This is a genomic window from Lacunimicrobium album (genome assembly GCF_052161635.1).
Classification (GTDB): Bacteria; Planctomycetota; Planctomycetia; order Planctomycetales; family Planctomycetaceae; genus SXPC01.
In genome coordinates this window covers 4,365,896-4,378,292 of record NZ_CP197413.1, presented here as the reverse complement: position 1 = coordinate 4,378,292, position 12,397 = coordinate 4,365,896, and the positions used below count along the sequence as shown (strand labels likewise).

General features: G+C 56.9%; 13 protein-coding genes. 8 read left to right on the top strand and 5 right to left on the bottom strand.

Going from position 1 to position 12,397, the window contains the following annotated elements; translation table 11 throughout:
• Positions 1-588: 588 nt before the first annotated feature.
• Positions 589-1,140, bottom strand: a complete 552-nt coding sequence (locus SH248x_RS17595) for a carboxymuconolactone decarboxylase family protein (protein ID WP_459555615.1) — start codon at positions 1,138-1,140, stop codon at positions 589-591.
• A gap of 178 nt (positions 1,141-1,318) precedes the next feature.
• On the opposite strand from SH248x_RS17595, the gene truA reads away from it, so the two are divergent.
• The 6 genes from truA to SH248x_RS17565 all read left to right on the top strand — a co-directional run bounded on the left by truA (position 1,319) and on the right by SH248x_RS17565 (position 4,753).
• Entirely contained in the window at positions 1,319-2,251 is a 933-nt protein-coding gene (gene truA, locus SH248x_RS17590; RefSeq protein ID WP_459555614.1) for a tRNA pseudouridine synthase A, read from the top strand.
• A 29-nt stretch (positions 2,252-2,280) separates the two neighbouring features.
• Complete coding sequence (locus SH248x_RS17585; RefSeq protein WP_459555613.1) at positions 2,281-2,481, top strand: hypothetical protein; 201 nt, start codon at positions 2,281-2,283, stop codon at positions 2,479-2,481.
• Positions 2,478-2,834, top strand: a complete 357-nt coding sequence (locus SH248x_RS17580) for a hypothetical protein (RefSeq protein ID WP_459555612.1) — start codon at positions 2,478-2,480, stop codon at positions 2,832-2,834. The genes SH248x_RS17585 and SH248x_RS17580 overlap by 4 nt, the downstream gene beginning before the upstream one ends.
• A 119-nt stretch (positions 2,835-2,953) precedes the next feature.
• Complete coding sequence (locus SH248x_RS17575) at positions 2,954-3,196, top strand: hypothetical protein (protein ID WP_459555611.1); 243 nt, start codon at positions 2,954-2,956, stop codon at positions 3,194-3,196.
• On the top strand, positions 3,193-3,555 hold the full coding sequence (locus tag SH248x_RS17570; protein ID WP_459555610.1) for a hypothetical protein: 363 nt from the start codon (positions 3,193-3,195) through the stop codon (positions 3,553-3,555). Before SH248x_RS17575 ends, SH248x_RS17570 begins: the two co-directional genes overlap by 4 nt.
• A 37-nt stretch (positions 3,556-3,592) precedes the next feature.
• Positions 3,593-4,753: a glycosyltransferase family 4 protein gene (locus SH248x_RS17565; protein ID WP_459555609.1), complete on the top strand. Its 1,161-nt coding sequence runs from the start codon at positions 3,593-3,595 to the stop codon at positions 4,751-4,753.
• Positions 4,754-4,869: 116 nt separating this feature from the next.
• On the opposite strand, the gene SH248x_RS17560 is transcribed toward SH248x_RS17565, so the two are convergent.
• Positions 4,870-5,274, bottom strand: a complete 405-nt coding sequence (locus SH248x_RS17560) for a hypothetical protein (protein WP_459555608.1) — start codon at positions 5,272-5,274, stop codon at positions 4,870-4,872.
• 402 nt (positions 5,275-5,676) lie between these two features.
• Between SH248x_RS17560 and pyrF the strand changes: the two genes are divergently transcribed.
• Positions 5,677-6,606: a beta/alpha barrel domain-containing protein gene (gene pyrF / locus SH248x_RS17555; protein ID WP_459555607.1), complete on the top strand. Its 930-nt coding sequence runs from the start codon at positions 5,677-5,679 to the stop codon at positions 6,604-6,606.
• 334 nt (positions 6,607-6,940) lie between these two features.
• Here pyrF and murA read toward each other — a convergent pair whose 3' ends face one another.
• A complete protein-coding gene (gene murA / locus SH248x_RS17550) occupies positions 6,941-8,323 on the bottom strand; it encodes a UDP-N-acetylglucosamine 1-carboxyvinyltransferase (RefSeq protein WP_459555606.1) in 1,383 nt (460 codons plus the stop codon).
• 114 nt (positions 8,324-8,437) lie between these two features.
• The gene (gene prmC / locus SH248x_RS17545) at positions 8,438-9,331 is read right to left on the bottom strand and encodes a N5-glutamine methyltransferase family protein (protein ID WP_459555605.1); all 894 of its coding nucleotides are present in this window, start codon (positions 9,329-9,331) and stop codon (positions 8,438-8,440) included.
• Positions 9,332-9,910: 579 nt separating this feature from the next.
• Here prmC and SH248x_RS17540 point away from each other — a divergent pair.
• Positions 9,911-11,212 carry a glycosyltransferase family 4 protein gene (locus SH248x_RS17540; RefSeq protein WP_459555604.1) on the top strand — a complete coding sequence of 434 codons (1,302 nt, stop codon included), beginning with the start codon at positions 9,911-9,913 and terminating at the stop codon, positions 11,210-11,212.
• A 4-nt stretch (positions 11,213-11,216) separates the two neighbouring features.
• On the opposite strand, the gene SH248x_RS17535 is transcribed toward SH248x_RS17540, so the two are convergent.
• Entirely contained in the window at positions 11,217-12,125 is a 909-nt protein-coding gene (locus tag SH248x_RS17535) for a tyrosine recombinase XerC (protein WP_459555603.1), read from the bottom strand.
• Between the last annotated feature and the right edge of the window lie 272 nt (positions 12,126-12,397).

Here is a 12,397-nt window from a genome sequence, read left to right as displayed (position 1 = left end):
GTGCTCGATAGACCTATCTGAAAATCAATTTTCTTACCCGTGACCGCCACCAATCACCCATCCGTCCCGGGTGAGGGTGGCAGATGGGACGGGTGGTGTGGCTAGGGTGGTCCAGCCGTTCATGGCTGGATCGGCGCAGCCGACAAGAAGCGTCACCATCCGCGCTCATGTGCCCTCACCACATCATCTCGAAACGAAACTGCCTGACACACGGGGCACGGGTGCCACTGGCTGTGCCAGTGTCTTCAATCCGCGTGAAACCAGAGAAAAGCAGCGGAGTCTTTTTCAGGACAGAATGTCGCCCCCCGTTCGGCACTGGCACAGCCAGTGGCACCCGCGGGGGGATAGCGAATGACGTAGTAAAGTTGAGTGAGGCCGCATGGCGCTGGCGTCTTGTGAGCTGCGCTCACCCAGCCATGAACGGCTGGGCCACCCGGACTGTGGTGACGACGACCTCTCACTCACCCACCCATCCGTCCCGGGTGAGGGTGGCAGTTGGGAGGGATGGGTGGTTGGTCAGCGCATAAAAAATGCGACCTGTTCAAAAGGAATCAGGTCGCATGAAATCAATCGGGTTTTCTCACACCGTCATACCGTCACTCGGTCTGCCGAGCGGACGAGTGGGAAGTCGATCTCTGTTTCGCTCAGGTGGTTGAAGTAGTTTGTGTACGTATTGATGGCGACACTGGCGATGATTTCCGCCACTTCGCCCTGGGTGTAGCCAGCGTCCAGGACTTGTTGGAACTCGCCCTCGGACAATTGGCCACGCTGCTCGACGACTCGTCGGGCAAACTGCAGGCCGGCTTCTTCTTTGGCATCGGAGGCATGCCCATCGCGGGCCGCGTCCAGCTGATCGGCGGGGATGCCAAGTTTATCGCCGATAAACGTGTGAGCCGACAGGCAATAGTCACAGGAGTTGGCTTGAGCGATCGCAATCGACAGCTTTTCGCGGAACTTCGCTGACAGGGTCCCTTTGGAGAGAGCCTCGCTGCCTGCCAGGTAAACATTCGCAGCGGCGGGCGACTGGGCCATGGTCGCGACCAGATTGGGAACCTTGCCCATTTTCTTTTTGACAGTTTCGAGGATCTGGCGTTGAGTTTCGTTGGCGTTTTCAAGTGAGACGGTATGAAGGCGTGACATAAAATGCCCTTTCAGGTGAAGTCGCTGTCTGGATCGTTTGAATTTGAAGGGCGACGGCCGTCGTCTTGATGCATGATCGATACAGGAATGACGCTTCTGTTGAAAACCCCTTACCAGCCTTTCAGAAATTTCTTCGCGGCCGTTGCGGAAATGCCTTCCGACTTCGATGATGACTCGCATGCGGAATCTCAAACTGACGGTCGCCTACGACGGGACCAACTTCGCGGGCTGGCAGGTCCAACCCGATAAATTGACGGTCCAGGAAGTCATCGAACAGGCCATTTTCGATGTCACCGGCGATCGTCTGCGCGTCCTCTCAGCCGGTCGAACCGATGCCGGCGTGCACGCCATCGGGCAGGTCGTCAACTTCCGCACGCGAACGAACATTCCTCCTGACCGTCTCCGCCTGGCTCTGCAGGCCAAACTCGGCCCGGAAGTCACGATCCGCGATATCAAAGAAGTCCCGCTCGAATTTCACGCGACGTTTTCAGCGGTCCGCAAACGCTACTGCTATCTGATCCACAATGCGTATCTGTCTTCGCCGTTCCTGCGTCGCTATAGCCATTGGGTCCGCAACGATCTTGACCTCGTCGCGATGAACCAGGCAGCTGCTCATCTGATTGGCAAGCACGACTTCCGCAGCTTCGAGACGCAGTGGCCTAATAAGGCCACGAGCGTGCGCACGGTCCTTGATTGCCAGTTGATCCGCACCAGCGAATGGAACTGGAGCAGCCTGCCGGTCGCCAGTTCGCTGCCTCTGGATCAGGCTCCGTTTGTCGTCCTCTCGATCCAGGCGGATGGCTTCCTCTACAACATGGTCCGCACGATCATGGGAACGCTGCTGAAAGTCGGCATCGGCAAGTGGACCGAGAAAGACGTCAAACGCATCCTCGAATCGCAGGACCGCAACATCGCTGGCCCAACCGCCCCGGCTCATGGCCTCTATCTCTACCAGGTCGATTACGATGGCGCCGACGACCTCGCCAACGCCCACGTCCTGCGAGAAAGCTTCACGATCACACGAAACCACCGCGTCCTGCTGGAACAGGCAAGCCCCTCGGAGGTCGACGAGAGAATTGACCTCGCTGAAAACGAGGATCACAATGGGTAAATAATCACCCGAACAAGGAAATCAGCGCCGTGATCGAATATGCTATCGAGCACGGCTGGCGATTCGAGAAGTCAGGTCCTCGTGCTCATAGCTATGGGAAACTGTACTGCCCGGAATCAAGCCGCGAAGGTCATATCGTCGAGGTCTACAGCACTCCGAAAACGCCTTTTCTTCACGCCAAGAGAGTTCGTCAGTCGGTGGATGCCTGTCCTCACTGGAGTCGTTCATGATTCATAGTTTCACACTCATTGCTCACGATGGACGAGATTTGTTTCTTGAGGAGACATTTGCAGATCGCGTGTTTGCAGCCGGCGGCGTTGATTCGACATTGAGCGTTCGCGGTGAAGATCTCTTCATCGCGTTCGATCGAGACTCTGCAGCGCTATACGATGCGATTCTTTCTGCGCTGTCACAGGTGGAAAGTTGCGGCGTTGTTGTGGATGAAATTCAGCTTGATGACGGACAGAATTCGGAAGTCGACAACATGAATGCGATGTTGAAGGTCCGCAAGCTGATTCAATCGGATGAACGCCCCGCCAAGTTTTGGCAGACGCTCAAACACAAAGAAGCGATGGCTCAATAATGCCTTTCCAAGAGAACGTGATCCTCAATCAAGGATGCTCGCGTTGACAAAGAACGACCGCGTTCCGAGTCCTGCTGATCCGCAGGAGGGAATTGACCTCGAAGGAAGCACCGGCAACAATGGCTAAACACCATCCGAATAAAGACATCAATGCCGCGATTGAGTATGCACTCGAACGTGGCTGGCGTTTTGAGAAGGCCGGTGCAAGAGCGCACGTCTTTGGACGCCTCCTCTGCCCTGTCAAAAGCCGTGGTGCTTGTTTGCGGTTCGTCTTCAGTACGCCAAAGAATCCTCATCACCATGCCCAGTGGATTCGTGATCGAGTGGATGAGTGCGATTGCCAGTCAGGAGAACAGACATGAGCGAATTTCAGTTTACGCTTGTTTTGGCTGACCAGGCCTCCGTGATGACGGATGATCTCGCTGACAAGCTGTTTGAAGCAGGCTGTGACGATGCCACTCCTGGGGTTTCCAATGGAACTCCTGATGTTTGTTTCTCGCGTGCATCCACTTCACTCCGGGAGGCTTTGGTTTCTGCTATCAAACAAGTGGAATCATGCGGGCTGCATGTCAGCAGAATCATCGTCGATCATGATGAATCAGATCATGACTCCGAACTGATCAACTCGATGCTGCAGATTCGGAAAGTCATTCATTCACAGCGCGAGCTGGATCAGCTCTGGCAGGATCTGACTCATCCAGAGCCCCTTACCTCCAGCTAATCAACACCACTTCTCTCCACGAAAGTCACGACGACACGTGAAAATCGCCCACATCATCACACGACTGATCATCGGCGGGGCGATGGAGAATACGCTCTTCACCTGCGAGGATCATGCACGCGACCACGGCGACGACGTCCTCCTCCTCACCGGCCCGACCGATGGACCCGAAGGAACGCTGATGCCCCGAGCGCTCGCAGGGCCGTTTCGTACCGAAATCATTCCGTCGCTACAACGCAGCATTCGCCCCTGGAAGGAATATCAGGCCCACCGCGAACTGGTGAAAGCACTCAAAGCCTTCCAGCCAGACGTCGTCCATACACATACCTCCAAGGCTGGCATCGTCGGACGAGCCGCCGCAGCGTCCGCGAAAATCCCCTGCGTGCACACCGTCCACGGCTCTTCGTTTCACTACGGGCAGTCGCCGATCGCCTATCACACCTACGTCCAGCTGGAACGCTGGGCAGCCAGGCGGACGGCTCACTTCATCTCGGTCTGCAACAAGATGACCGACATCTTCGTCGAAGCCAAGATCGCCCCGCGCGAGAAGTTCACGACAATCTATTCCGGTTTCGACGTCGAGCCATTTCTGCACCCGCCGATCGCTCGCGACCAGATGCGTCGAAAGCTGGGGCTGCAGGATAACGACGTCGTCGTCGGCAAGATCGGCCGACTCTTTCCTCTCAAGGGCCATGAGCAGGTCATCGCCGCCGCGAAGCTGATCGTCCCGGAGCGTCGGAATGTCAAGTTCCTGATCGTCGGCGATGGAGTCTTGCGTCCACAGTATGAGCAGGACGTGGCGAGCGCAGGTCTCAAAGCCAACTTCGTATGGACTGGCATGGTCCCGCCGGAGGAAATCCCCTCGCTGATGGCAGCCATGGACATCGTTCTTCACGCCAGCCAATGGGAAGGATTAGCCCGCGTGCTGCCTCAGGGACTCATCGCAGGGAAACCGGTCGTCAGCTTCGCGATCGATGGTGCCCCGGAAGTCGTCCGTGATGGCGAGACAGGCTTCCTCGCCCCCCTCAACGACACGCAGGCGATCGCGAACGGTCTGGTCAAGCTGATCGCCGACCCGCAGCTCAGAGCGAAGCTGGGTAGCCGTGGACGGGATCTCTTCACCGACCAGTTTCGACACCAGACCATGAGCCGGGAAATCCGCAGAGTCTATGAGCAGGTGGTCAATCAGACCAAGTGATCCGGGTGGCTGGGGTCAGGTTTTCTAGCTGACCCCAGTTGATTTGCAAGCAGACATCCAACGCGCGCTCTCTGGGGTCAGCTATCGATCCTGACCCCAGTCACCCATCTCTCAAATTACGCCTTCGTTTCGGTCGCTTTCGTAGCAGCTTGTCGCTTACGGGCAGCGATGAACGACTGCACGCACAGGACGACGAAGACCGTGCAGACGATCGCCATGAACAGCACGTTCATTTGCGCAGAGCTGGAAGGATCAAAGCCCTTGGTGGCGATGACGGAGAGACCGCGTCCCCAACCAGCCAGTGCACCCAGCAGCCCGAACAGGACCGCAGCATGCATCGCGTGCTTTCGCATGCCGTGCTTCATCGCGAGCAGACCAGCCAGCAGAATCGGCGCACCCACAAAAGCAGGAATCAACGCGGTGGGCGAAACGCCTTTCACAGGATCAGGCTCGGCTGTGACATACGACAGAACCCCCTGGATGATCAAAATCAAACCAACAACAAGCGCAATCACTGGCATAACACAATCTTTCTCTGGCAGGCTCAAAGTACGAAGTCAGTCCAACTCGTCCATTCTAGTAAGCTCCCCGCCGTTTGCACCAATGAACTGCGTTTGTTTCCCAAAGTCATCTTGTCGCAGGAGCAGAAAAGAGGATTTACCACAGAGGACACAGAGAGCACGGAGGGAAAGAGAGAACCACGGATAAACACGGATTCACACAGATAAGAGAAGGTAGACATTCTGAATGATCTGATCCGTGTCGATCTGTGTTCATCCGTGGTTCTGCTTTCTTGCTAATTCCCTCCTCCATGCTCTCTGTGTCCTCTGTGGTAAAACCGTCTTCTCCTCCCGCCTCCGTTTATATGCGGCTCCCGTTTGTGCTAAACTGCCAGCAAACACGAGATTCAACCGAGGACTCCCATGACGTACATCGCCCGCCTGCATCAGGCTATGAAAACACAGAAGACCGCCGCTCTTGTGGGGCTGGACCCCCGTTATGAGAACCTGCCCGAGGAAATCAAAGAAGCCGCCGAGGATCGTGGCGGCGATCGCTTTGAGATGTACGCGTATGCCTTCGAGCGGTTCTGCTGTGAAGTCATCGACGTCGTCACCGACCTCGTCCCCGCGGTCAAGCCGCAGGCAGCGTTCTTTGAAGAGCTGGGACCGGAAGGCTGCCTGGCGCTGGCTCGCGTGATGAGATATGCCCGCAAGAAAGGGCTGCTCGTGATCTGCGATGCCAAGCGTGGCGATATCGGAACGACCGCCCAGGCGTACGCGTCTGCCTACCTCGCTGGCGAAGATGCCAAATCTGCTCCCTGGGCTGCCGATGCACTCACCATCAATCCGTATCTCGGGACCGACACCCTGCAGCCGTTTGTCGATCTGGCGGTCAAACGCGGAGCAGGCTTGTATGTCCTCGTCCGCACGAGCAACCCCGGAGCCGCGACGTTTCAGGACCGCACACAAGACGGCGTGAAGCTCTTCGAAGCCGTCGCCGATGCGGTCGAAGCGTTCAACGTCCAGACGATGGAGGCAGGCGAAACCTACGGCAGCATCGGAGCCGTCGTCGGCGCGACTTACCCGGAAGAACTCGCCCAACTCCGCAAACGCATGCCCCACACCCCCCTGCTGATCCCGGGCTTCGGCTCCCAGGGTGGAACCGCTGACGATGTCAAATCCGCGTTCGACACCGATGGCTTCGGTGCCCTCATCAACAACTCCCGCAGCATCAACTTCGCCTACGAAAAAGAGCCCTATAAATCCCAGTTCGGCCAGACCAACTGGCAAGCCGCCGTCGAAGCCGCCACGAAAGACATGATCAAGTCACTCGCAACCGTCTGCCCGTTGTAAGTGCAATGAGAAACCCCGGGAGGGCGAGGCTCCGCCCGAGCCGCTGTCCCGCGTTGCAACCGATCGTCGACGGCTCGACGCGAATGATCGTCTTCTTGATCTGAGGCCTGAAGGGCCGTTTTCAACCAGCCCAGGATGAAATCCTGGGTTAATGTCGTCAATGACACCTACCGTCCTGAAGGGACGGCTTCACGCTGTACCGCGAGTTGACCCACCCCTGCAGGGTGGTGATGTTTGTTGCCCTCTACCCCAGGGTTTCACCCTGGGCTGACAGAAATCGTCCCTTCAGGACGGAGAACAGTCATCGGGTGACCATCAAGTTCCACCTCATTTCTCACACAGAGGTTCGACCTTCTGCACTCTCCGACACGCCCGCTGGCTTCGTCAACCAGTGCGGGCCTGCGAGAAGTTCACTGCCGGGGATCGATTCCTCCGGCAGGTTTTCAGGGACGTCGGCGACGCGAGTAATCTTCGCGCCGAGTTGGTTGAGGGTCTCGTCGAGTCGCTGGTAGCCGCGGTCGAGGTGGTAGATGCGTCGCAGGACCGTTTCGCCTTGCGACGCGAGAGCTGCAAGAATCAACGCAGCGCTGGCACGCAAATCAGACGCCATCAACGGAGCGCCATTCATGGGACGACAGCCATTAATGATCGCGGTACTGCCATGCTGTTCGATTTGAGCCCCAAGTCGAACGAGTTCCGAGACATGCATAAAGCGATCGGGAAAGACCGTCTCGACAATCCGACTCTTGCCCGGAGCCAGCGTGGCGAGCGCCATCAGCTGGGCCTGGACGTCGGTTGGGAAGGCAGGGTACGGGCCAGTCGCCAGATCAATCGGGGACAGCTTTTCGACCGTCTTGATCGTCATCGAACGATGTGTGTTCTGGACGATGCACCCCATGCGAGCAAGGGCATCAACGACCGATGTCAGATGATCCGCTCGGACTTTTTCGAGTGTCACTTCGCCGCCTGTGATCGCGCCCGCGATGAGCAACGTCGCGGCTTCGATGCGATCGGGGATGACTTCATGTGTCGCAGCGCCGAGTTCTGTGACGGCGTGAATGGTGAGCGTGGATGTGCCGAGTCCCTCGATCTTCGCCCCCATCTTGATGAGCAGTTCCCCCAGATCGATGACTTCCGGTTCGCGAGCAGCGGATGTCAGGACCGTTGTTCCCTTGGCGAGAGTCGCTGCGCATAGCAGGTTGCACGTCCCCGTCACCGTCGTGCCATTCGGGCCTGCCAGATCGATTGTCGTGCCGGTCAGGTGTTCCGCCTGGGCAATCACATAACCGCGTTCAATGCGAAGATCGACACCCAGCGCCGCCAGGCCTTTGAGGTGCAGATCAATCGGACGATGCCCGATTGCACACCCTCCGGGAAGCGACACAATGGCTTTCTTGCGTTTGGCGAGCAACGGCCCGAGGACACAGATACTCGCCCGCATTTTCCGGACGAGATCATAGGGCGCGATAAACGAACTCGGGTCATCCGCCTGCAGCGTCAGTCTCGAGGACGCGAGATTCGCCGACATCGACACGCCCAGACGATCCAGCAGCGCCAGCATCGAGCGAATATCCGCGAGGTCTGGAATGTTCGTCAGCGTCAGCGGAGCATCCGTCAGGATCGAAGCCGCCATGATCGGCAGCGCCGCATTCTTCGAGCCATGCACACGCGCCACGCCGCTCAGCCGCGTTCCTCCCTGAATGATGAATAGATCCATGGGACATCCGTGTCTTTGGAAATTAGGAATTGGAAATTAGAAACTAGCCGAAATCGAGAATCGACTCTTCCTAATCTCTGAGCTCTCTGTGTCCTCTGTGGCAAAAATATTCTTCTACGAAACGCTTAATCGTGTCCGTAAATGCCGAATTTGTCCAGAGAGGTCTTTGATCCACTGGGTTTCGCGGTAGCAGCCCAGGCGGTCGAGGACAGCTTGGATCGAAGTTTGAAGCTCGGGCGTGAATTCCATGAGCAGCCAGCCGTCGGGGTGGAGGTGCAGGGGAGCCCGCTCGAGAATCGGCGTGATGAAGGTCATGCCATCGGGGCCGCCGTTGAGAGCCAGATGCGGCTCGTGATTTTTGACGTTGGGTTCCAGCGTCGCCATGTCTGCTTCGACGATGTACGGCGGATTGGTGACGAGGACGTGGAACTTCCTGTCAGCGGGCAGGGACCCAAACAGATCGCTTTGGAGAAACTCGATACGCGATTCCAGCTTATGCCGAGCCGCGTTGCGTCTGGCGACTTCGAGGGCGTCGGGGCTGATGTCAATCGCTGTCAGATTCGCCTGCTTGAGCGTCGTCGCGATCGCCACCGCGATGCAGCCTGAACCAGTGCACAAGTCGAGAATGTCTACCGACCCGCTCGCATAAAACTGACGGGCGATTTCGATCGCATGCATCACGAGCAGCTCGGTCTCAGGACGCGGGATCAGGACCGCTTTATTGACTTCAAATTCGAGACTGAAGAATTCCTTGTGGCCGACCAGATAAGCCACCGGCTCATGATTGGCACGTCGTTTGACGAGATCCCGCATCGTCGCACGGTTTGCATCTTCGAGGACAGTGTCATACATCGTGTACAGCTGGATGCGCGACTTCCGCAAGGAATGCGCGAGCAGAAGTTCCGCATCGAGTCGCGGATTCGGGGCGCCGCTTTTCTTCAGGTAGTCGGTCGTCCAGGTCAGGATCCGACCGACAGTCCAGGGTTGATCATCAGGTTTGGTGGACATGCAGTATCAATGAAGGAGAGAATCGCAAAAGGACAGTTGTAACTGTTGTGGCCCGCAAAACACAGAGGAAACGGTTTTCCGCAGGAAATCTCTTTTCGTCAGGGGGAGTTGTCTATAATGCGATGAAGCATAAGTTCACGCAACGGGGAGTGTGAGGCTCTGACCGAGCTACTGTTCCACCATCCTGTGTAGACGACTGGAGACTGATTTTCACATCTTCCTCTCAGGCCTGAAGGGCCGTTATCTGTCAGCCCAGGATGAAATCCTGGGTTTGCAATGACCCCCAAACTCTCCCGTCCTACAGGGACGGTTCATCTTTCATTCCGCGTTGAACCGTCCCTACAGGACGGGACCGACTCGTGGTTCCGTGTACCCAGGATTTCATCCTGGGCTGTTAGAAATCGTCCCTTCAGGACGGGGAAAAGGCGAGGCCATTGGTATCCAACGCACCGTTTGAGTTTCGCAATGCACTCTGTCGCCAACATAGGTTGCAACGCGGGACAGCGGCTCGGACACAGCCTCGCCCTCCCGTCGAGCAGTCACTTAATTAAGTCCATAACAACATCACGATCGACCCTCATGAAGATTTCGTTCATCACAGCTGGCGGCGCGGGAATGTTCTGCGGCAGCTGTATGCAGGACAACACCCTCGCCAAAGCTCTCATCAGCCGAGGCGAAGAAGTCACGCTCGTCCCGCTGTATACCCCGCTGACGCTGGACGATGATCTGTCCGAATCGACCCCCGTCTTCATGGGCGGCATTCGTCTTTACATGCTTCACCAGTACCCGTGGTTTCGCAGAATGCCACGCTGGATGACGAAGTGGATGGATGCCCCGTCAGTCCTGAATTACGCCACGAAGATGGGCGTCAGCAACGACGCCAAGCAACTCGGCGCACTGACGATCTCGATGCTCAAAGGCGTCAATGGCCCACAGAAAGAGCTCGTCCTCGACCTCGTCGATTATGTCACCAACCACCTCAAACCCGATGTGATCATCCTCAGCAACATTCTTCTCTCCGGCATCGTCCCGGCCCTTCGTCAGAAGTACCAGGGCAAACTCTTCGGCTTCCTCCAGGGAGATGATTCTTTCCTCGATCAACTCATCGAACCCTATCGCAGCGAAGCCATGAGTATCCTGCGTTCCAGTTGGCAGCACTACGACGGCTACTTCACGTACTCGGATTATTACCGACGCTACATCGCCAACTACCTCTCCATTGATCCCGCGCAGATCAACGTTCTCCCCCTCGGCATCGATGCGACTCCTCACAAAGGTCAGCCCAAACTGCTCAAGGAAGACGCCTTCACCCTCGGCTACTTCGCGCGGATCGCTCCCGAAAAAGGCTTCCACGTCGCCCTCGAAGCCTTCTCACATCTTCACGCCAAACACCCTCACACCAGGTTCCGCTACGGCGGGTATCTTCATCCATCACGCGAAGCCTGGATGAATGACGAACTCAACAAATACCCTCACTTGAAGGACCACATCACCCACATCGGCAGTCCGAAGGGGCTGTCCGAGAAAGTCCGCTTTTACAACGAGATCGACGCCCTTTGCGTCCCCGCCACCTTCGAAGAACCGAAGGGGCTGTATGTCCTCGAAGCCATCGCCAACGGCGTCCCGGTTGTGCTCCCATCAAAAGGGGCCTTCCCTGAACTCGTCGCGTCGACACAGGGCGGAATTCTCACCCTCGATCACGACCCGAAGAAAATCGCAGACGCCGTCTCTTCATGGATCAACGACCCCAACCTCCATCGCCTGCATGCCCACACTGGCCACCAGCGACTGAGAAGTCATCATACCTCCGACAAAAGCGCTGAGGCGTTGATCGGATTTCTGAAGCAAGACGTGTCCCGCCAGGACGCCGTCAATAAATGACTCTTCAATCCCGCTTCTGGGCATGCGGGTGAGCGGCTTCGTAAGTCTCTCTCAGGCGTTGAGCAGAGACGTGGGTATAGATCTGAGTCGTCGTCAGGCTCTTGTGGCCGAGCATCTCCTGCACGCTGCGCAGGTCCGCACCGCCATCAAGCAGATGCGTCGCGAAGCTGTGACGCAAGGAGTGCGGGCTCAGCTGCTTATCCAACCCGACCTGCAGAATGTATTTATCCAGCAGCCGTTGCAACGACCGAGTGGTCAGACGAGTCTTCACGCGACTGGTGAACATGGCTCCGGAGTCCTTGCTCCTGGCCGTTGGAAGACTCTTCCTGTCGGCCATCCAGCGCAGCAGTGCCTTCGATGCGAAACTGCCGACCGGGGCGATACGTTCCTTCTTCCCTTTTCCGCGGACGCGAATCACGCCGCTATCCTGATCCCAGTCTTCGATATTCAAGCCCACCAGTTCCGCAGCCCGCAAACCAGCCGAATAAATCGTTTCCAGGATCGCGCGGTCGCGTCGTCCCATCACGGTATTTCCTGGAGGCGCTTCAAGAAGTTTCGCGATCTGATCGCTCGTCAAAAACTTCGGCAGCTTGCGTCCCGTTCGAGGAGTCCGCAACGCCTGAGCAGGATTCCCCGTCATCAATCCTTCACGTCGACAGTAGCGAAACAGACTCCGCATGCAGGCCAGACGACGCGCAATCGTCGTCTTCGCATACTGACACTCATGCAGATACGAGACATACCCACGCAACGCCGTGATATCGATGCTGTCAGGCGACGGCAAGCCGCCGAGACGATCCTCTGCATAGTCAGCAAAGCTCTCGAAATCATCCCGATACGCCTTCACCGTCAGCTCAGAGGCGTTCTTCTCAATCTCCAGATAACGCTGAAATCCCACAAACGCTGATCGCATGATAAAAGCCAATCAAACTTGAACCGCAAAGTACGCAGAGATCGCGAAGGAGGAATAAAAGCAAGGACAATATTAGCTGTTGTTTACGATTGGTTGAATACCGCCTTGAGTTGTCTTGAAGAGCGGCGACGGTTGCTGCCACCGCCGACTGCGAGTTCGATGTCTGCGGCTTGACGAAAACAAACCACGGATGAACACGAAGCAACACGGATGTGGAAACGAGATTGGAACCGCAGATTAACGCTGGTGAACGCAGATGGGAAAGGGGATTG

Excerpts from the sequence above, each read along its gene's own strand:
- SH248x_RS17595 (WP_459555615.1), bottom strand. The coding sequence starts at position 1,140 with ATGTCACGCCTTCATACCGTCTCACTTGAAAACGCCAACGAAACTCAA.
- truA (WP_459555614.1), top strand. The coding sequence starts at position 1,319 with ATGCGGAATCTCAAACTGACGGTCGCCTACGACGGGACCAACTTCGCG.
- SH248x_RS17580 (WP_459555612.1), top strand. The coding sequence starts at position 2,478 with ATGATTCATAGTTTCACACTCATTGCTCACGATGGACGAGATTTGTTT.
- SH248x_RS17575 (WP_459555611.1), top strand. The coding sequence starts at position 2,954 with ATGGCTAAACACCATCCGAATAAAGACATCAATGCCGCGATTGAGTAT.
- SH248x_RS17570 (WP_459555610.1), top strand. The coding sequence starts at position 3,193 with ATGAGCGAATTTCAGTTTACGCTTGTTTTGGCTGACCAGGCCTCCGTG.
- SH248x_RS17560 (WP_459555608.1), bottom strand. The coding sequence starts at position 5,274 with ATGCCAGTGATTGCGCTTGTTGTTGGTTTGATTTTGATCATCCAGGGG.
- pyrF (WP_459555607.1), top strand. The coding sequence starts at position 5,677 with ATGACGTACATCGCCCGCCTGCATCAGGCTATGAAAACACAGAAGACC.
- murA (WP_459555606.1), bottom strand. The coding sequence starts at position 8,323 with ATGGATCTATTCATCATTCAGGGAGGAACGCGGCTGAGCGGCGTGGCG.
- prmC (WP_459555605.1), bottom strand. The coding sequence starts at position 9,331 with ATGTCCACCAAACCTGATGATCAACCCTGGACTGTCGGTCGGATCCTG.
- SH248x_RS17540 (WP_459555604.1), top strand. The coding sequence starts at position 9,911 with ATGAAGATTTCGTTCATCACAGCTGGCGGCGCGGGAATGTTCTGCGGC.
- SH248x_RS17535 (WP_459555603.1), bottom strand. The coding sequence starts at position 12,125 with ATGCGATCAGCGTTTGTGGGATTTCAGCGTTATCTGGAGATTGAGAAG.